Here is an 18,438-nt window from a genome sequence, read left to right as displayed (position 1 = left end):
CTCTCTAATTCACTTCTAGTTTATATCCTAACCCCCGAATCGTCTGAATCGAAAAACCAGCTTCCATTGGAGCAAAACGCTCGCGAAGCCGCTTAATATGCACATCCACCGTTCGGTCATTTCCTTCATAGTCATTTCCCCAAATCAGTTGAATTAATTGCTCCCGCGAAAATATTCGGTTCGGATAATTCGCTAATTGTGCAAGCAGCTCAAATTCTTTTAAGGGTAAAATCATTGTTTTGCCTTTCGTCTGCACTTCATAGCTTTTTCGGTTAATTACCGTATCTTTCCCAATTCGGATCACTTCTTCATTGGTAATTTGAAATCGTCTAAGCAATGCTTTTATACGGAATAGCACTTCCTTCGGCTCGAATGGCTTTACAATATAATCATCCGTTCCAGCTAGAAAGGCCTTCTCCTTATCTGAAATCCCGTCCTTTGCGGTAAGCATGAGCACAGGAATATCATAATCATTACGTATCTCCTCACACAGCTGGTAGCCGTCCACATTCGGCATCATAATATCAACAACTGCCAAATGTACGCTGCTTCCCTCTAATCGCTGCAATGCATCTTGTCCATCGACAGCCTCTATCGTCTTATAACCATCCTTTTGCAAATAAAAACGAAGCAACTCACGGATATGCGGATCATCATCAACAATTAAAATCGTAATCATGACGTCTGAACCTCCTAATTTGTACTAGTTTTACCATACCATATCTTCGCAGAGTGATTCATGTTGGACTTTCGTTCGTTTCATCCCGTCCTGAATTTGTGTACATCAGCCTTCTTTAAAATGCGTGCTAGATTCCACATATATGCACAACAAAAAAACTGCCCTCCATTTTCTTAAGAGAGCAGTTCCTAAAAATTATTCTTTTAACCCAAGCAAGTCATCAATAACCTTCACAACTTGGTCGGCATATTTTTCACATTCGTCAGCAGTTGGAGCTTCGACCATGACACGGACGAGTGGCTCTGTTCCAGATGGTCTTACTAAAACGCGTCCTTGTCCTGCGAGCTTCGTTTCTACTGCTTTAATTTCATCTAAAATAACCGGGTTGCTTAATGCTTCGTTTTTATCGGTTACTTTCACATTTTTTAATACTTGTGGGAAAATAGTCATTTCACTAGCAAGCTCCGATAAAGGCTTACCTGTTTCCTTCATCACGTTTACAAGCTGCAATGCGGATAGCATTCCATCCCCAGTTGTGATGTAATCAAGGAAGATAATGTGACCGGATTGTTCTCCACCAAGGTTGTAACCACCGTTACGCATTTCCTCCATCACGTAGCGATCACCGACTGCCGTTTTATCACTACGCATACCGCTTTCTTCAATTGCTTTGTAGAAACCAAGATTACTCATTACTGTTGATACAACCGTATTCTTCTTGAGCAATCCCTTTTCATTCAAATACTTCGCGCAAATAAACATAATTTGGTCGCCATCAACGATGTTTCCTTTTTCATCAACCGCGATGAGACGATCGCCATCCCCATCAAATGCAAGGCCAATGTCTGCTTTCTTTTCTGCAACAAATGCTTGTAGTTTTTCTGGATGTGTAGATCCAAAACCGTCATTTATATTAAGACCATCTGGTGTCGATCCAATTGAAAAAATATCTGCCTCTAAGTCAGCGAACAGGTGCGTAGCTAAACTAGATGTCGCTCCATGTGCACAATCAATTGCAATTTGAAGCCCTTCGAAATCATTATCAATCGTATCCTTCAAATAGGAAAGATATTTTTGTCCGCCTTCGAAATAATCGGTAACAATTCCAACACCAGCACCCGTAGGACGTGGCAAGGCATCTTCTGCATCTATGAGCTTTTCAATCTCCGCTTCTTGATCATCCGTCAATTTAAAGCCATCTGGACCGAAGAATTTAATTCCGTTATCCTCAACAGGGTTATGCGATGCCGAAATCATAACACCAACTTGTGCACTTGTAGCTTTTGTTAAATAAGCAACACCCGGCGTTGAAATCACTCCAAGTCGCATTACTTCTGCACCGATAGATAAGAGACCAGCTAATAAAGCCCCTTCAAGCATATGACCTGAAATTCGTGTATCACGTCCGATAACAACGCGAGGTCTCTCCATTCCATTCGTCAACACGTAACCACCATAGCGTCCTAGCTTGTATGCTAATTCTGGTGTTAGGTCCTTATTGGCTACGCCTCTCACACCATCCGTTCCAAAATATTTTCCCATTCGTTACCTCTCCTTTAACTTACATCCAATTCAGCTGTTTGCTTACAAATGAATTATTCATTCGATTCCAATTCACTAATCGCAATTGTAACTTCTTCTAATTCTCCTGTAATTGTTATATCATCAAGATCTGGCCCTTCAATCGTAATTGGAATTTGATGCTCTCCAGGCTCCAGATCGCTTAAATCAATGAAAATACGAATATCTTCAGCTGTTAATCCTTTTATGTCCGCTTCGCTACCTGTAACCGTAACATCCATTTCTGCAGTTTCAGGTTCAACAAAGGTAACCGCTTGTCCGTCTGGTAGGTTTTCTTCTTCAATCGTTAATCCTTCAAAAACAAATGTCTGTTCTACATCGACTGTTACCTCAATTGTTTCCATATCAGGAACATTTACACCCTCTGGTAAGGAAAGTTGCGCATCTATTGTACCAGATTCGGTAATTTCGGATAAATCAATTGCCTCTGTCGAAAGCTCAGAAATTCCATCTAGCACTTCACTAGTGGAAAAAACCTCCACCTCGTCTACATTAGCAGAAATCGAATTTAATGCATAGCCCTCTGGTAGCTCACCTGTCGTTTCAACGGATACAGGTACCGACTTACTCGGGTTATCAACTTCAGCCGATATTTGAATATTCTCTGGTGCAACTCGAACTGTCAATTCATTCCCCTGCGTATCATAGACATTCACAGGTAGCTCACGATTATTAATCGAGCTATCCAAACCTTCTAAATTAACATATACCTTTACAATACCAATTTGATCAATAATGGACCTTGAACTTGTAATCGTAACGGTAGCTGGTTCGAGTGTATAATCAACCAGCTCATATCCTGGCGCCATTTTATCCTCATTAATAAAATCAGCAACTACAGCAAACTCTTCGCTCGCCCTTTCTTCAATTGTAACCTCAATCGTCTTTGGCTCAATAAATACAGTAAGGTCATTGGAGATATTGTGTTGCAATTCTACCACATGATCCCCTTCTTCTAACCCTTGTAAATCTACAAACACGTCAAAATTACGTTGCAGAGCGAGTGGGGTTAAGTTTCCAGGACTTCCTTGTAAGCTAACCGTTACAAATTGAGGTACACCACTAACCACATAGTTTTGTTCATCAATCCTTATTTCAACTGGTACATCATCAAGTGTTTGCGATTGATCGGCTCTACCTGAAAATGTTGGATCAGAGTGAGACGAATTAACCGTTACATTCACAAAAATATATAAGAACACCGCGAAAGCTAAAGAAGCAAGTCGGACAAACCATTTACTCTTAAACCAATTATCCATTCTTGTTCCCCCTTCGTTTCCACGACTTTTTCTCAGAGGTCTTTTGACTTAGGGATAAATGGGCTTCTAACATACCGCGTAGATGATCCTGATCCAGGTCACGGTGTAGTTCTCCGTTCTTTGTACAAGAAACCGCACCTGTTTCCTCTGAAACAATAATTGTCAACGCATCGGTAACCTCGCTAATCCCCATTGCCGCACGATGCCTCGTCCCTAGCTCCTTCGAAATAAATGGACTTTCTGATAAAGGAAGATAACAAGCAGCTGCTGTAATTTCACCCTCTTTAATGATAACAGCACCATCATGTAACGGTGTATTCGGAGTAAAAATATTTGTTAGCAGCTGATGCGACAGTTTTCCATTGATCGCAATCCCTGTTTCAGCATATTCACCAATACCCGTCTCACGTTCAATCGAAATTAAGGCACCGATTCTTCGCTTTGCCATATAACTGCACGACTGTACAATCGCATCAATTTCCTGTTGCATCATTTCTTCTTCTGACTTCACACTCCGCGCAAAAAGGTTCCCTCGACCGAGTTGCTCGAGCGCTCTCCTTAGCTCCGGTTGGAATAAAATGATGATAACAATTAACCCCCAGGAAATGGCTTGATTCGTTAGCCATTGCATGGTTTGTAAATTTAGTAATATACTCAATAGCCAGACCACAAGTACAACGGCAATTCCTTTTAAAAGCTGGATTGCTTTTGTACCTCTAATCAGCATCATTAATTTATATAATACATACCAGACGAGAGCTATATCTACGCCTATTCTTAGCAGGTCAATTAAATCGAATCCCCCATCAAGCATGTGCACACATCCTTTTGCAATAATAATTTAGTCTAACTCTCGTTCAACTCATACAAACGATCTATTTAGAACCTAATCTAAAAAGATAGGAACGATACTTATTATAACACAATATTTCCAAAACATATTGCATGATGAACACAAAAACCCAGATAAGATTTTATGTCTTACCTGGGGTATTTCAACCGCTTTTAAAAGGAGAAAACACCTCTAAGAAAGCTTTTCAGTTGATACCACATCCATTCGAACATCTGATCAACCGTTTCTAATTCACCATTGACTCCACCGGCTGAAGCCATCAGCCCTTCTCCATTTAACGAACCATCATCACTAATAAGCTTTCCATTTACTAACGTTACGTTCCCATCAATTGTACCTTTAATTAGTAATTTCCCATTTTTCACAAGGACATCTCCAGGAACAGTCACTCCTTCTGGGACAATCACCGTATCTCCCTGAATGACTAGCTCTTCTTGTTTCGATACAACTAACTGACCGTCCTCACTCCAAGAAGCAAACATTCCAGTCATCATCAACACGAAAAATATTGCCGCCGCGGTGAGTACAGGGTGCATCTTAAACCATCGCATATAGGTTACACGTTTCTTCTCGGTCGGAAGTCTATCCATGACTTTCTGCGTGAAGTCCATTGGCGCCGTGAAATGCTCCGCACTCTTAATCAATGTAATCGTACGCTTTAGCTCATGGAAATGATGTTGGCAAGCTTCACAAGTTTCTAGATGCGCACGTAGCTGTTCCTCTTCCTTCTTGTAAAGATCACCGTCCAAATATTTATGCATCAATTCAACCGATTCTTTATTACATTCCAAGTGTTTCACACTCCTTTACACATGACGAAGCCTTTTCCTTAAAGCTTCTCTCCCACGATGAATTCGGGTTTTCACCGTTCCTAAAGGTATATCTAAGATGTCGCTTATTTCTTGAAGGGAAAACTCTTCCAAATAACGCAACATAATAATGCTACGATATTTCGGTGGAAGCTGGGAAATTTCGTGATGAATATAGCGTTGTAATTCTAAGCTTTCAACTTCCTCTCCAGGTAGCCGCTCCTCGCTCGCCAGCTGGGAATACATATCCAACCCTTCCGTCCCTCTGATCTCTGCATCCAGATAATAATCTGGCTTTCGTTTACGGATCCGATCGATTGTCAAATTCGTCGCAATCCGATACAACCATGTAGAAAACTTTCTACGATCATCGAACGAATGGATATTCACATATGCACGAATAAAAGCTTCTTGCGCCATATCCTCTGCTTCATGTGCATTACCTAGCATTCGTAAACAATGCTGGTATATTTTATCTTGGTAAAAGGAAACAACATCCGCAAATGCAGATTGATCTCCTTTTTTCACTTGTTTTATTTTTTCTATTATGATCTGATCCATCAGGTTACCTCCGCTTACTATGCGGTACTTGTTATACGAATATGTAATACAAAAGGTTTCAAACTTTATTTAACAAAAAAATATTAAAACCTTCCTACCTGCATAGGTTCAACTAAGTCATGCGCCCCAAGGCTTGACAAACATCCAGTCTGTCTGAATTCGCCACTCAAAAAACACTTTTTCTAAAAAGACACAAAACGTTCACACACGTTTACTATTGCAATAATTTGGGTAATTTTCTATTATAGTATACTAGATAGGAGGACAGAATTGTGAATAAAGATCATTTAATTGAAAAAATTGAAGCATGCCGCGAAGAGATGATTTCACTTTCTACAACACATGACCTGACTTCTGAGGCTGTTATTGCATCAAGTGTTAAGTTAGACGAATTAATTAACGCATACCAAAAGCACCTCTACTAATAGAAAAAGAGACGAATAGGGTAAAAAAAAGACATCAAAATGCTCTCCAACTGAGCAGGGAATGAATGTCTTTTTTGTTTGGGCAAAAATTATAGTGACTCAGAACGATCAAATTACCCTGTCTATTCTATATTATTTATCAATGACAGTAGCGCCATATGGATACGGTTGAAGGCTCAAGGCTTTAATGCCTGCCTCCTCCCAAGCTTTCATCAGTTCATCCGCTTGTTGTTTTGATGGCATAAAAGCAATACCACAATCTCCACCACCAGCTCCTGACGGCTTCCCCGCTCCGCCTAAGGACTCTGCCAAATCACATAACGTGCCGAGTAGAGGCGTTTCAATCAACGTATCGGCATCCCTGCCAACGTTAGCCAAAGCCTCTCTATTTTGTTTCACTCCTTTTAATAGGAGCTCCACGTTCGCTTCTTCCATACCTTGCAGAAAATGATCGACTGCCAATTTACTTGCAGCCAGAAAACGCTCAAAGGCTTCTGGCTGGTCTGATTTTAATTGTAAAATTCGATCGACAAGTTTCGAGGTCGATGCTGGTTTCCCTGTCCAGCCTACACAAAAATAGATGTTTTTCGGCATTTGTATCGATTTCGCGCCATAATACGTCCAATTTCTTTCAACCAAATCTGTTATCGAATTTCGATTCATATATGCATCCAATAGCCATTCCGCTTGAAACGAGGCATACTGTAGTAATCCACCGTATGATGAAGCAGCTACATCTGCACCCGATCCATTTCCTTGGGTTTTCACATGAGAAATAGCCGCAAGTTTAAAAACTAGCTCTGGGGCAGGCTTTTCTCCAAGGAATTTATTAAGAACAGCTGCAATAACAGATGTTACAACTGCCGCACTTGACCCTAACCCATATTTAATACCAGAACGGTCATCCAATTCGCTTCGAATCGCTAACTGGAAACTGTCTGGATGAATTTCATTTTCCTCTAAGTATGTATAAACGACTGTCATCGCATCACATACGAACTGAACGCGTTCATCATTCGAATGGATTTTTATTTCTCCAGCTTCATATTCCCATTTCAGCTTCTCGAGATTAAAATCATGTAACGTTAGACTGTTTCTTTCACTACGTTCAATTGTCGCATAAACGAACCGATTTACAGCCGTAACCGCTAGTTTTTGATAGGCCTCAAGAACAGCAAATTCTCCGGCAATCATTAACTTCCCTGGTACTCTTATAGTCATTGATGTATTACCCAAGACGTCTGCCCCCTAAAGATAGCTTATTCCTTGCCCCGGTTTACTTAAAATCACATCCGAAACACCGGATATTTCAGAAAGTTTTTGCTTAACACGTACTTCATCCTCTGGCAAGTAAAGGACTTTCACATTCGGCCCTGCATCAATCGTAAAGTATGCCGGAATTCCATCTCCTCGCATGTCCCCGACCGTTTGCATCACACGCATTGTCGTATCATGCCAATACGTGAATGGAGGATTCGCCGCCAACGTCGTTGCATGCATCTTGAGACAATTCGCTTCAGCAATACTTCCTACCTTCTCAAAATCCTTCGCTGCAATTGCTTCTTTTATTTGTTTCAAATCATTTGGAATACTGTCAATCCAGCCAGCATAAAACGGAGATGTCTCAACCGTTCGCTTCATTCCAGCACGACTCGACACTTTTTTCATCGTGGACGAAAGGACAACAGCAGCTACACGAACATCCCAACGCTCGGCTGGAGCAATTGGGACAGCATACGAATCCGAACCGTCCGTAAGTTCTCCCATTTCCCATTCTGCAAAGCCACCATAGATAGAACGGCAAGCTGACCCTGACCCTTGACGAGTTAGACGGGATAATGCTTGATCATCCAAGTCTAGTCCGATTGCTTTAGCACCTGCTGCTGCTAGTGCTGCAAACCCAGACGCTGATGAGGCAAAACCAGCAGCAGTAGGAACATCATTGATTGAATTCACCGTCGCATATAACTGTTCTTTTCCTGCGTGCTGGCGAATTAAGTCGAGGAATTTTGTCACACGACGGAAAGCCTCCCCCTCTACACGCTGATTGTCCAACATAAATTGATCTTCGGATAAATCCTCTTGAAAAGCTACAGTAGTTGTTGTAGAAAAGCCATCCAATGTGAGGGAAAGGCTGCTATTTGTAGGTAAAATCAGCCGTTCATCACGCTTTCCCCAGTATTTGATTAAAGCAATATTTGTATGTGCTTTTGCTGTAGCTTTCATCATTATATCTCCCTTGTCTCTCTATTCTTCTTATTTCGCAAATAAGAAAGTACAAAACTTACCAATGTGCATAAGTGCAACTAAGGCATTCACCGAATCTAATAGCGAATGCCAAGTTTTCTAATGTTTTTTCAATACAAACGGCCACACAGCTGTTGCACCGTACTTTTTTAGCTTCTCTGCAAGCAATTTTGAATGCACTTCATTTTGGGCAAGTGCGATAATACAGCCGCCGTTGCCTCCACCTGTTAATTTCGCACCTAAGGCTCCTTCTTTACGAGCGAAATAAATCAATTTATTCAATCCTGCATCACTAACACCTAGTGATTCCAGTTCTTTCTGCGCTTCATTCAATAGTTGTCCAAGAAAATGTTTACTAGCCCGCTCCAATGCATGCTTCGCTTGATGGGTTAATTCACCAATTCGATCCATTTTTCGCTGAATTCTTTTCGGCGCTGACTTGAGAAGCTTCGCAACGGATTCCACGGATGTACGTGTATCACCAACTCTTCCTGAATCAGCGACAATAAAATGGAAATCCTCTCCAAGGTCAATGTAATCAATTGGATTTTCTTTCTTATACCATACAGGAGAACGAGATGTAATTGTAAGCGTATCAAGCCCACTTGGAGCCCCATGCGCATAAGTCTCCGCTACATTTGCAAGCTCTAATAGCTCCTCGTCTGTACATTCTCTATCAGCAAAGTCAAATAAAGACCGAATCACAGAGATCGCAACAGACGCACTCGAGCCTAACCCTTTTCCAGGCGGAATAGAGGAATTAATTCGAATCAGCAGGTCTTTGCAAGGAATTTCCAAATATTCTAACGACGCTTCAACACACTTAACAATTCCTTGCAGGGCTTCTGGTGCTAAATATAGTGGACCATGATAAAAAGAACTATCCATTTTAACCGTACCTGGCACACGTTCAATGACTGTTTCAACACCAATTAATGGAAATGGAATCGCAATTGCTGGTTGTCCGTGTACAACCGCATGCTCTCCAATCAAAATTAGTTTACTATGAGCTATACCAATAGCTGTTTTCTCTGAAGTTGTTACTTTTTCTGCACTCATTTTGTATACTGTTCCACCAATTCTTTAGCTTTTCCGACACGGATTTCTTTTTGTTCGATTAATTGTTCTGCAATGATATCAACCATCTCCCCTGTGGCTCCTGCTGCAATCGCAACAGAGCGAGAATGTAAAGCCATATGGCCCTTTTGGATACCATCTGTTGCTAATGCCTTCAAAGCTCCGAGATTTTGCGCCAATCCAACTGCTACAATTACTTGAGCAAGCTCTTTGGCTGACTCAATATGCATCATAGATAATGAAAGCTTTGCTAATGGATGGACTCGGGTTGCCCCACCAACCGTTCCAATAGCCATTGGTAATTCAATTTCACCAACTAAATTACCTGCTTCATCTTTTGACCAGGTTGTCATCGAACCGTAGCTGCCATTCCTGGCTGCATATGCATGTGCACCAGCTTCCACGGCTCTCCAATCATTTCCAGTTGCGATTACAACTGGGTCAATCCCGTTCATTATACCTTTATTATGCGTAACAGCACGGTACGGATCAGATGATGCAAATTCAAATGCATGAATCACACCATCACGTACTTCCTCACCTGAGAATTCACCCGTAGCAAGTAATGCGGGAGGAATAACACAGTGCGCTCGCGCCAAGCATTCATCGGCATAATTTGATAAAATTCGCAGATAAACTTTTCCACCCGTGATTTCTTCGACAATTGGTGCAATCGATTCAACCATCGTATTGATGATATTTGCTCCCATTGCATCACACGTGTTGATATACATATGCATCACAAGCATCTGATTATAAGTCGAATCTGCTTCCTCATTCAGGATGCGAACGTCCATATCCTGTGCTCCTCCACCTCGAGCAACAATACTCGGGTAGGCTGCATTTGCTGCTTGGATTAACGAATCTTTCGCTTCAAGCAATGCCTGCTTAGCAGCTTGAAAATCGGAGCAGCCGATGACTTGGATTTGACCAATCATTACACGTTCCGTCGCTTCCGTTTGGAACCCACCGGCACTTCTGACAATTTTAGCGATATGGCTTGCAGATGCAATAATAGAAGCTTCTTCAACAGCCATTGGCACTATATATTCTTTCCCGTTTATGAGAAAATTCAACCCCAAACCTAATGGAAGTTGAAATGTTCCAATCACATTCTCTATCATCTTATCTGCTGTTGCTGTAGATAGAGGTTCTTTCACATATAGATCGTTCCATTCCTCTGGAGATAAATGAAAATTATCTTTTAAAAGCTCCCGTCGTTGTTCAACAGACATATTATAGAAACCGGGGATTCTGGAAGAGTTCATCCTGGATCATCCTTTAATATTGATTATATAAGAATCGATACTTCAATCGTTACACTTTTCATTGAATAAATTATAACACGATATCATAGTTTTTTTCATTAGAAGCTTCCTGCTCTTATTAACAGAAAATGATGCGTCCCTAAAAATAAAATCACTGTATCTATTATGTAAAAAATCCACTTAAAATGCAAATAAACAAGGTAGTATGCATATTATCACAACGACCTTGTTTATTTTATCTCTGCTGTATATAATCCAAAACTGGATAATGTTAAATTGATGAGCCATGAAGGATTCGAACCTTCGACCCTTTGATTAAAAGTCAAATGCTCTACCGACTGAGCTAATGGCTCATGTAGAAAAACGGAAGGTGTGGATTAATTCAATATGCTCGTTAGAACGAACTTGTAAATAATCCTAAAATAAAAAAATGGCTGGGCTACTAGGATTCGAACCTAGGGTACACGGGATCAAAACCCGATGCCTTACCGCTTGGCTACAGCCCAACAATATAAGTGGTGGAGGGGGGCAGATTCGAACTGCCGAACCCTGAGGGAGCGGATTTACAGTCCGCCGCGTTTAGCCACTTCGCTACCCCTCCATATTATAAACTTATCTTTTCATTTTATACAAGAAATGGTGCCGGCCAGAGGACTTGAACCCCCAACCTACTGATTACAAGTCAGTTGCTCTACCAATTGAGCTAGGCCGGCAAATGGTGGAGGATGCAGGGCTCGAACCTGCGACCCCCTGCTTGTAAGGCAGGTGCTCTCCCAGCTGAGCTAATCCTCCATGTTGGTGACCCGTACGGGATTCGAACCCGTGATACCGCCGTGAAAGGGCGGTGTCTTAACCGCTTGACCAACGGGCCATACTTTCGTTTCAAATCAGTAATTACGACAAACTTTGTAACACCCTGTCGCAGACTGACGAATTTTATTATAACCAGGATTGAAATGTTTGTAAAGAGTAAATTTGATTTTTTTTACGTTTTTTTATAAAAAGTCGCAAAACCCCTTGCATATTAAGGTTTTCGATACAATAAAAAGAATATTACAAACGGGTTTTGTGCTAGATTTATTACGAAGTTACTTAGATTTTTATTTTAGTTTCATCACCAGGTCCTAATAGGTTATAATAGAAAAAAGATATTTTGATGGAGGTTTATTATGTCAAGTCTACTACAAGGAAAAAACGTTGTTATAATGGGTGTTGCCAATGAAAGAAGTATTGCTTGGGGAATTACAAAATCACTTCACAATGCTGGAGCGAACTTAATTTTTACAAATAGACAGGAACGTTCACACCAAAAGTTGGTTAAATTATTGGAGCAAAACGATATCGAGCCAAAGCTTGTCGTCTCCTGTGACGTTGCAAGCGATGAAAGTATTCAAGAAGCATTTCAAGAGATCAAAGAAAAAGTAGGCGTTATTCACGGACTCGTACACTCTGTTGCATTCGCAAAACGTGAAGAGTTAAAAGGAGAGTATGCCGACACTTCACGCGATGGTTTCTTACTAGCTCAGGAAATCAGCGCTTATTCACTTGTTGCCGTTACAAAAGCAGCAAAAGAATTGATGACTGAGGGAGGAAGCATCGTTACGCAATCCTACCTAGGTGCCGAACGCGTTATTCCAAACTACAATGTCATGGGTGTGGCAAAAGCTTCCTTAGAGGCAAGCGTCCGCTACCTAGCAGAAGATGTAGGTAAATATGACATCCGCGTTAACGCTATCTCTGCTGGTCCAATTCGTACACTATCAGCTAAGGGTGTATCCGGCTTTAACGAAAAAGCAAATGTAATCGTAGAAAAGGCACCACTTCGTCGCAATGTTGACCAAGATCAAGTCGGGGACGCAACTTTATTCTTTATTAGTGATCTTTCACGTGGTGTAACAGGAGAAGTTCTCCATGTTGATTCTGGTTTCCATATTATTGGTGGTTAGAACGGAGTATGAATTGTAAGCTTCTAGACGGTATAAGCGTCATTCCATTTTTAGCGTTTCATTGCCGTAACTATTCTTTGTGATAAATAAAGTCGCATAATTTTTATGCTTTCTTAATTAAATGTAGTAAGACGCTTTGCTATCAGTCCATGATTCAAAGCGTCTTTTTAACTTTAGAAAGGAGGGATAAGGATGAAGGATTGGTTTGGAACCTTAGATGGAGAGCCATTTACTGCGTTTGGCCCAAGTCATATTACGATGATTTTCATTTATTTTATTGTCATGCTCACGCTCATTTTTACGTACAAAAAAATCAATAAAAACTGGTATCATGCGTTACGATGGGTTTCATTTAGCATATTAATACTAGCCGAGCTTTGCTATCAAGCATGGGCAGCAACGAATGGCATCTGGAGCACGAGGGAGCAACTGCCACTTCATCTATGTAGTATTGCCAGCATAGTAGGAGCAATTGCACTTGCAACACAACATAAAAAATTAATTACGATTACATTTTTTATTGGATTTATTCCACCTTTTTTGGCACTCATTACACCAGAGCTTCCATATGATTTCCCAAATTTTCGTTTCTTTATTTTTTTCCTTCATCATATTACGATTTCTTTTGTCGGGCTCTTTCTAGTCCTTACAAATGCTGTCCAACTAACGTTAAAGTCCACATTGGAGGCGTACGGTTATTTATTGATTTACGCAAGTATTATTGGTTTTTTCGTTAATCCTATCTTAGATTCCAACTACTTGTATCTTGCAAATACGCCAAGCACCAGCAGCCCACTTGATTTACTTGGTAGTGGTGTAAGCTATTATGTCCAGTTATGTTTATTGGGACTCGTAGTGTTTATCGGGCTTTATTATTTGTATCGATTCTGTCAGAAGAAGAAGCTTTCTTAGCAGTGCTATGAGAGCTTTCTTAATTTGAGCATTGGAGGTCCTTCGATACAATTTAATTACAGCTTCTTGCAAGGCGTTTTACTTCTTCTTACTCAAAGTTATTTCCGCAATATCCCCAGAGGCATTTCTTTAGATAACAGCTTCTTTGCAACCTCAATGGCTTGTGCTTTCTTCCCTTGATCAATTCCATGTTCAATACCGCGTTCGAAACCGCGTACAACGCCCTTATCAAAATAATAGTTCTGCAATTCCAGTACTTTTTCTGCCTCTTCTTTTGGCTGCTTCATGATTTCTTCGCGCATTTGATATTCCTCCTCATCAGCACTATGTACGCTCTTCTTTCATCATACAAATGGATATAATCTAAAAACAGCAGGTACTTGATTCCCTAAAAGTGACTTTTTTCGATGGCATTTTCGAATTTCCCACCGGATTTTCTAAGCTGTTTTCAAAAAGTAAGGAACTTTACAAACGAAGCTCAAGATATGCTTTAATAATATATAAGAGAGAATTGGAGGGGAACAAATGGACATAGAACATAAACTTTATGAAGCTGCTACCCAGTTACTAACAAAAAGGTACCCCACTGGCTGGGGCGGCGCTGCAGCGATGTATACAGAAGATGGGAGAATCCTTACTAGTGTTGCACCGGACGTTATCAATGCTTCCACCGAATTATGTATGGAAACCGGTGCGATTTTAGAGGCGCATAAGCTCGATACAAAAATTACACATAGTATTTGTGTCGTAAGGGATGATGAACAAAGCCCATTTAAAATACTAACTCCATGTGGTGTGTGCCAGGAAAGACTATTCTATTGGGGACCGACGACAAAAGCTGCCATTACCACAGTGAGTGGAGACCTTATATTTAAAACACTTGCTGAAATTCAGCCTTTCCATTGGTATAAGGCTTATTGTGAGGAATAATGATCCTTTATAGGCATCTCCTAATCAAGGTTCACAGGCAATCACATGATAAAAAGTATCACTAAACAACAATTTTCTCATGATAAAGCGAAACCTTTTCGAGCAGCACTCGTACATAATAGAAACAACTAAATTTACAGGGGGAATTCTAGTGAAAGCAATTACGAAAAAGCGTACAAAAGCGGTTCTTATCGACAGTGTTATTTCAGGTGTCGCATCAGCTGGTGTCGAGTATTTTTTAAAGAAAAAAATTAAAAATGAAGCTTTCCATGCGTTCGTTACTCCAACTCTTGTCATGTGGTCTTTGGAATATGCTCAACTAAAAACATGCGGTCAAACGCTTGGGTATAAAACAATGGGACTAGCCCTTGAAAATGAGGATGGATCTGAGATAACATCTGGCCAAATTATAAAACGAATGGCTTACCGAGATTCGTTAAGCACGTTTAAATACATGAAGGACCGAAAAGCATTTGAAGGTGAAGATGGCTCCGTATTGCCTCATGACGAGGTTGCAGGGACAGTGGTTCGAGAGGTATAATAAGGTGCACAATAAATTCGTAATGGATTCCCTAAACGAGGACAAGGCTATGCCTTAACCTCGTTTTTTGCTTTTGATAATGAAAATAACCCTCAAATCCAAGGAAACCTCCAATTACTTTAACCTTACCAGCAATTTTTAACAGCTAGTCGGCATCCAAAAACCCTAGTAAATATGCTATAATAGATAAGATGGTCTTCTTTAAATAGATATCATATTTTTTAAATAGTAACGGAGGAAATCATATGAAAAGACATCATGCTATTATCATTTTCTCTTTAGGGGCTTTTTTCTTTGGGCTGAACCCGTTATTTATTAAATTAGGTTTTGCTGCAGGCTGGTCTCTCAGTGAAATTAATGTTGTACAGGCAAGCATCGCTTTTGTTGTCCTTTGGATTATTGGGTTATTTGCTATCAAACGACATCCCCAGGCAGTTAAAAAGCTTTCCTTCAAAACGATACTCTCCCTTATGGTCGCAGGAAGCTTCACCGGTTTAACAAGTGTTCTTTATTATGGCTCTATGCAATATCTACCAGCATCACTAGCCGTTGTTTTATTATTCCAATTTGTATGGGTTGGGGTGTTATTTGAATGGATCATTTATCGCCGAAAACCAAGCGGCAAGATATTGCTCACTGTTGCACTAACATTAGTTGGTGTATTATTCGCGGCAGATGTGTTTAATGGTGGATTAAGCGAGATAACACTTATCGGCTTCCTACTTGGAATCGGCTCTGCATTTACTTATTCCGCCTTTATTATCGTCAGTGGACGTGTAGCGGTTAATGTTCCAGCAACGATTCGGTCACCAATTATGGTGACAGGTGCAGCTCTATTAATCTTTATTCTATTTCCACCACACCTGACATTAAATGCTAATGTCTTGAGCAGTGGTAGCATCTGGATTTATGCAGGAGCACTCGCTCTATGTGGACTAATTTTAACGCCACTCATGTTCGCCATGTCAACACCACATCTACCAGCAAGCTTAGCCACCATTCTTGGTGCGGTTGAGCTTCCTGTATCGGTAGTTATTGCCTATATTGGATTAGCAGAATATGTTGCACCTTCTAGATGGTTTGGCGTTTTACTAATTCTAGCAGCTATTGCTGTTGGCGAGATGCGAGGACTTTGGCAGGTAATATTGAAGCGAAAGCGGTATGTGCACTAAATACATTAAACCTCAGGGTATGTGAACCCTGAGGTTTAATTTAATTTGCTATGCAATAAAGATAAAATATAAAATAAATAGCAAGCAAAGCACATACATAATTGGATGCACTTCTTTAAAACGCTTTTGCGCAAGGAGCGATAATGGGTAAAGGATAAATCCAAATGCAAGACCCATCGCGACACTGGAAGTTAGTGGCATCATAATAATCGTCAAAAATGCCGGAATGACAATTTCAATTCTATTCCAGTTAACATTACGAATATCCATCGCCATTAGCGCCCCAACAATAATTAACGCAGGTGCAGTAACCTCTGTCGTTATAACAGCAAGAACAGGTGAAAAGAATAATGCAATCGCAAAACAAAGCGCAATGATGATCGATGTAAAGCCAGTTCTTCCCCCAACCGCAATTCCTGATGAAGATTCTACACTCGTTGCAGGTGTGGATGTCCCCAATATCGCACCGATAGACGCAGCCGAAGAATCCGCAAGCAGCGCTCTTCCTATTTTCGGAATCTCATTATTCTTCATGATTCCAGCTTGACTCGTAAGTGCAATCAAAGCACCAGCTGTATCAAAAAAGGCAACAAATAAAAAGGTAAAAATAACCGCTAAGACTTCTGGTGTAAAAATCGCATCGAAATTCATAAACACAGCGCCAAATGTTGGTTCAAGACTCGGAATCGTCCCGATAATAGAAGACGGAATTTTAATTAACCCAACAAGCATTCCAATAATCGTTGTAATTGCCATTCCATAAAAAATTGCTCCATTTACACCGCGAACGAGCATAATAATGGTGATTATAAGACCAACGAGAGCTAATGCTGTTCCAGGTGATGTTACGTCACCAATCGAAACAAACGTATCTGGATTAGCAACAATAATTCCTGCATTTTTAAAGCCGATAAATGCAATGAAAAATCCAATCCCAGCAGCAATCGCATGTTTTAAATCCTCCGGAATCGCATTAATGATCTTTTCCCTGATTTTCATCAAGCTTAAAATCATAAAGATAATTCCCGCAATAAAAACACCTGTCAAAGCCACTTGCCATTCAATACCCATCCCAATAACAACAGAAAAAGTAAAGAATGAATTCAGCCCCATACTAGGTGCAATAGCAATTGGATAATTCGCAAGCAACCCAATAAGTAAGGAACCAATGATTGCGGTAAGCGCAGTAGCTGTAAATACAGCCCCCCGATCCATCCCTGCTTGACTAAGAATAAGCGGGTTTACGACTAAAATATAAGATACGGAAAGAAAGGTTGTGAGACCAGCAAAAATTTCCTGTTTATATGAAGTATTTCTTTCTGTAAATCCAAAAAAGTTTTTCATAATATGTAGTATCTCCTATTTGCTACTTTTGTATAAAAAACCTTGCTCCGTCCCAGCATGCCAAAGTAATCGTAAAAGGTATAGGAAAATACATTTCCATCCCTTGTAGACAAGCTATTTATGGTAGCTGGTAGAAACGTCCAAGCCATATTCCTGGACTTATACAAGATGTAGCTATTTGTTTTTGAACAATAGAAAAATGATAACAAGTTGGTGAGTGGGCGTCAAGGGTAGTCGGGAGGATAATCACTAGTATAACGATGAACTGCGGTAAATTGACACTCGCCCCCTATTAGAATTGATCTACTTGGATCGTTCCAAATTCTCTTTTCTAATTTTGTTATGGTCATCTTTATTCAAAAATACATCTCCAACATAAAATTATCCTTCGCAAACTTTCTTTATATAGTCTAATATAGCTGCTCATTCCATTACAATTTTTAGTTTATTACCTTCACTTTCAAAAGGTCTTGTTTGACTTACCTATTTGATTTACAGATATTTACTCATTGAAATGTAATTCCTTTCAATTCATTTGTTCCAAAGGCTATATGAGTAAATTAACAAGACTTTTTAGCAATTATAGTTTCTGTAGGTTATTTAGATAAAAAGCATCCCTACTATAATAAGGGGATGAAAATTAATAGTAATCAGGTATTCTTCCATATTGCGTGATGTGGTGTGTTCTGTTCAAATTGCCGCTTTTCCCCCTGATTACTTATATTTTATATTTGGAAGATCTGACATCTCTTCAAAAATATCTTCCCTTGAAATACTTTTCCTCCTCAAATAAAATAAGCCCTAACTCCGCAATTGGAATTAGGGCTATATAGT

18 protein-coding genes, 6 tRNA genes and 1 riboswitch are annotated in these 18,438 nt (G+C 40.2%); of the genes, 6 read left to right on the top strand and 18 right to left on the bottom strand.

What is annotated here, in order from left to right; all coding sequences use genetic code 11:
- Positions 1-4: 4 nt before the first annotated feature.
- The 6 genes from F1560_RS21340 to sigW all read right to left on the bottom strand — a co-directional run bounded on the left by F1560_RS21340 (position 5) and on the right by sigW (position 5,742).
- Entirely contained in the window at positions 5-679 is a 675-nt protein-coding gene (locus F1560_RS21340; RefSeq protein ID WP_149476622.1) for a response regulator transcription factor, read from the bottom strand.
- A 195-nt stretch (positions 680-874) separates the two neighbouring features.
- Entirely contained in the window at positions 875-2,221 is a 1,347-nt protein-coding gene (gene glmM, locus F1560_RS21335) for a phosphoglucosamine mutase (protein ID WP_149476621.1), read from the bottom strand.
- A 53-nt stretch (positions 2,222-2,274) separates the two neighbouring features.
- Positions 2,275-3,519 carry a CdaR family protein gene (locus tag F1560_RS21330; RefSeq protein ID WP_149476620.1) on the bottom strand — a complete coding sequence of 415 codons (1,245 nt, stop codon included), beginning with the start codon at positions 3,517-3,519 and terminating at the stop codon, positions 2,275-2,277.
- Complete coding sequence (cdaA, locus tag F1560_RS21325; RefSeq protein ID WP_149476619.1) at positions 3,512-4,333, bottom strand: diadenylate cyclase CdaA; 822 nt, start codon at positions 4,331-4,333, stop codon at positions 3,512-3,514. The genes F1560_RS21330 and cdaA overlap by 8 nt, the downstream gene beginning before the upstream one ends.
- A 191-nt stretch (positions 4,334-4,524) precedes the next feature.
- Entirely contained in the window at positions 4,525-5,163 is a 639-nt protein-coding gene (gene rsiW / locus F1560_RS21320) for an anti-sigma-W factor RsiW (protein WP_149476618.1), read from the bottom strand.
- A gap of 15 nt (positions 5,164-5,178) precedes the next feature.
- Entirely contained in the window at positions 5,179-5,742 is a 564-nt protein-coding gene (gene sigW / locus F1560_RS21315; RefSeq protein WP_149476617.1) for an RNA polymerase sigma factor SigW, read from the bottom strand.
- A 272-nt stretch (positions 5,743-6,014) separates the two neighbouring features.
- On the opposite strand from sigW, the gene F1560_RS21310 reads away from it, so the two are divergent.
- Positions 6,015-6,167 carry an aspartyl-phosphate phosphatase Spo0E family protein gene (locus F1560_RS21310; RefSeq protein WP_149476616.1) on the top strand — a complete coding sequence of 51 codons (153 nt, stop codon included), beginning with the start codon at positions 6,015-6,017 and terminating at the stop codon, positions 6,165-6,167.
- Positions 6,168-6,299: 132 nt separating this feature from the next.
- On the opposite strand, the gene F1560_RS21305 is transcribed toward F1560_RS21310, so the two are convergent.
- From F1560_RS21305 to F1560_RS21260, 10 genes are all read right to left on the bottom strand, one after another.
- The gene (locus tag F1560_RS21305; RefSeq protein WP_149476615.1) at positions 6,300-7,403 is read right to left on the bottom strand and encodes a phosphomevalonate kinase; all 1,104 of its coding nucleotides are present in this window, start codon (positions 7,401-7,403) and stop codon (positions 6,300-6,302) included.
- A 12-nt stretch (positions 7,404-7,415) separates the two neighbouring features.
- A complete protein-coding gene (gene mvaD / locus F1560_RS21300; RefSeq protein ID WP_149476614.1) occupies positions 7,416-8,393 on the bottom strand; it encodes a diphosphomevalonate decarboxylase in 978 nt (325 codons plus the stop codon).
- Positions 8,394-8,513: 120 nt separating this feature from the next.
- Positions 8,514-9,473, bottom strand: coding sequence for a mevalonate kinase (gene mvk / locus F1560_RS21295; RefSeq protein ID WP_149476613.1), 960 nt, complete (start codon positions 9,471-9,473; stop codon positions 8,514-8,516).
- On the bottom strand, positions 9,470-10,759 hold the full coding sequence (locus F1560_RS21290) for a hydroxymethylglutaryl-CoA reductase, degradative (RefSeq protein WP_149476612.1): 1,290 nt from the start codon (positions 10,757-10,759) through the stop codon (positions 9,470-9,472). The genes mvk and F1560_RS21290 overlap by 4 nt, the downstream gene beginning before the upstream one ends.
- Before the next feature lie 280 nt (positions 10,760-11,039).
- Positions 11,040-11,112, bottom strand: a tRNA-Lys gene (locus tag F1560_RS21285).
- A 78-nt stretch (positions 11,113-11,190) separates the two neighbouring features.
- Positions 11,191-11,265: transfer RNA gene (locus F1560_RS21280), tRNA-Gln, on the bottom strand.
- A 10-nt stretch (positions 11,266-11,275) separates the two neighbouring features.
- Positions 11,276-11,360 (bottom strand) — tRNA-Tyr (locus F1560_RS21275).
- 36 nt (positions 11,361-11,396) lie between these two features.
- Positions 11,397-11,472: transfer RNA gene (locus F1560_RS21270), tRNA-Thr, on the bottom strand.
- A gap of 3 nt (positions 11,473-11,475) precedes the next feature.
- A tRNA-Val gene (locus F1560_RS21265) sits at positions 11,476-11,551 on the bottom strand.
- A gap of 4 nt (positions 11,552-11,555) precedes the next feature.
- A tRNA-Glu gene (locus F1560_RS21260) sits at positions 11,556-11,630 on the bottom strand.
- A 298-nt stretch (positions 11,631-11,928) separates the two neighbouring features.
- Here F1560_RS21260 and fabI point away from each other — a divergent pair.
- Positions 11,929-12,705 (top strand): enoyl-ACP reductase FabI, encoded by a 777-nt coding sequence (fabI, locus tag F1560_RS21255; RefSeq protein WP_149476611.1) that lies wholly within the window; start codon positions 11,929-11,931, stop codon positions 12,703-12,705.
- Positions 12,706-12,897: 192 nt separating this feature from the next.
- Positions 12,898-13,617, top strand: coding sequence for a YwaF family protein (locus tag F1560_RS21250; protein WP_149476610.1), 720 nt, complete (start codon positions 12,898-12,900; stop codon positions 13,615-13,617).
- A gap of 98 nt (positions 13,618-13,715) precedes the next feature.
- Here the strand turns inward: F1560_RS21250 and F1560_RS21245 are convergent, their stop codons facing one another.
- The gene (locus tag F1560_RS21245) at positions 13,716-13,919 is read right to left on the bottom strand and encodes a hypothetical protein (RefSeq protein WP_149476609.1); all 204 of its coding nucleotides are present in this window, start codon (positions 13,917-13,919) and stop codon (positions 13,716-13,718) included.
- Positions 13,920-14,142: 223 nt separating this feature from the next.
- Here F1560_RS21245 and F1560_RS21240 point away from each other — a divergent pair, with 223 nt between their 5' ends.
- The 3 genes from F1560_RS21240 (at position 14,143) to F1560_RS21230 (ending at position 16,260) form a co-directional block, all read left to right on the top strand.
- On the top strand, positions 14,143-14,547 hold the full coding sequence (locus F1560_RS21240) for a cytidine deaminase (protein ID WP_149476608.1): 405 nt from the start codon (positions 14,143-14,145) through the stop codon (positions 14,545-14,547).
- A gap of 151 nt (positions 14,548-14,698) precedes the next feature.
- Positions 14,699-15,088, top strand: coding sequence for an RDD family protein (locus tag F1560_RS21235; protein ID WP_149476607.1), 390 nt, complete (start codon positions 14,699-14,701; stop codon positions 15,086-15,088).
- A 245-nt stretch (positions 15,089-15,333) separates the two neighbouring features.
- The gene (locus F1560_RS21230; protein WP_149476606.1) at positions 15,334-16,260 is read left to right on the top strand and encodes an EamA family transporter; all 927 of its coding nucleotides are present in this window, start codon (positions 15,334-15,336) and stop codon (positions 16,258-16,260) included.
- Positions 16,261-16,308: 48 nt separating this feature from the next.
- On the opposite strand, the gene F1560_RS21225 is transcribed toward F1560_RS21230, so the two are convergent.
- Positions 16,309-17,604 (bottom strand): NCS2 family permease, encoded by a 1,296-nt coding sequence (locus F1560_RS21225; protein ID WP_149476605.1) that lies wholly within the window; start codon positions 17,602-17,604, stop codon positions 16,309-16,311.
- A gap of 86 nt (positions 17,605-17,690) precedes the next feature.
- A riboswitch (purine riboswitch) is annotated at positions 17,691-17,791 on the bottom strand.
- Between the last annotated feature and the right edge of the window lie 647 nt (positions 17,792-18,438).

This window comes from Oceanobacillus polygoni, from assembly GCF_008304605.1.
In the GTDB taxonomy this organism is placed as follows: Bacteria; Bacillota; Bacilli; order Bacillales; family Amphibacillaceae; genus Oceanobacillus; species Oceanobacillus polygoni.
This window is presented reverse-complemented; position numbering and strand designations above follow the sequence as displayed.

What these genes read in the sequence shown, in the direction of transcription:
- F1560_RS21330 (WP_149476620.1), bottom strand. Translation starts at nt 3,519, where the DNA reads ATGGATAATTGGTTTAAGAGTAAATGGTTTGTCCGACTTGCTTCTTTA.
- F1560_RS21225 (WP_149476605.1), bottom strand. Translation starts at nt 17,604, where the DNA reads ATGAAAAACTTTTTTGGATTTACAGAAAGAAATACTTCATATAAACAG.
- fabI (WP_149476611.1), top strand. Translation starts at nt 11,929, where the DNA reads ATGTCAAGTCTACTACAAGGAAAAAACGTTGTTATAATGGGTGTTGCC.
- F1560_RS21290 (WP_149476612.1), bottom strand. Translation starts at nt 10,759, where the DNA reads ATGAACTCTTCCAGAATCCCCGGTTTCTATAATATGTCTGTTGAACAA.
- glmM (WP_149476621.1), bottom strand. Translation starts at nt 2,221, where the DNA reads ATGGGAAAATATTTTGGAACGGATGGTGTGAGAGGCGTAGCCAATAAG.
- mvaD (WP_149476614.1), bottom strand. Translation starts at nt 8,393, where the DNA reads ATGAAAGCTACAGCAAAAGCACATACAAATATTGCTTTAATCAAATAC.
- F1560_RS21340 (WP_149476622.1), bottom strand. Translation starts at nt 679, where the DNA reads ATGATTACGATTTTAATTGTTGATGATGATCCGCATATCCGTGAGTTG.
- F1560_RS21230 (WP_149476606.1), top strand. Translation starts at nt 15,334, where the DNA reads ATGAAAAGACATCATGCTATTATCATTTTCTCTTTAGGGGCTTTTTTC.
- F1560_RS21245 (WP_149476609.1), bottom strand. Translation starts at nt 13,919, where the DNA reads ATGCGCGAAGAAATCATGAAGCAGCCAAAAGAAGAGGCAGAAAAAGTA.
- sigW (WP_149476617.1), bottom strand. Translation starts at nt 5,742, where the DNA reads ATGGATCAGATCATAATAGAAAAAATAAAACAAGTGAAAAAAGGAGAT.
- mvk (WP_149476613.1), bottom strand. Translation starts at nt 9,473, where the DNA reads ATGAGTGCAGAAAAAGTAACAACTTCAGAGAAAACAGCTATTGGTATA.
- F1560_RS21250 (WP_149476610.1), top strand. Translation starts at nt 12,898, where the DNA reads ATGAAGGATTGGTTTGGAACCTTAGATGGAGAGCCATTTACTGCGTTT.
- F1560_RS21240 (WP_149476608.1), top strand. Translation starts at nt 14,143, where the DNA reads ATGGACATAGAACATAAACTTTATGAAGCTGCTACCCAGTTACTAACA.
- cdaA (WP_149476619.1), bottom strand. Translation starts at nt 4,333, where the DNA reads ATGCTTGATGGGGGATTCGATTTAATTGACCTGCTAAGAATAGGCGTA.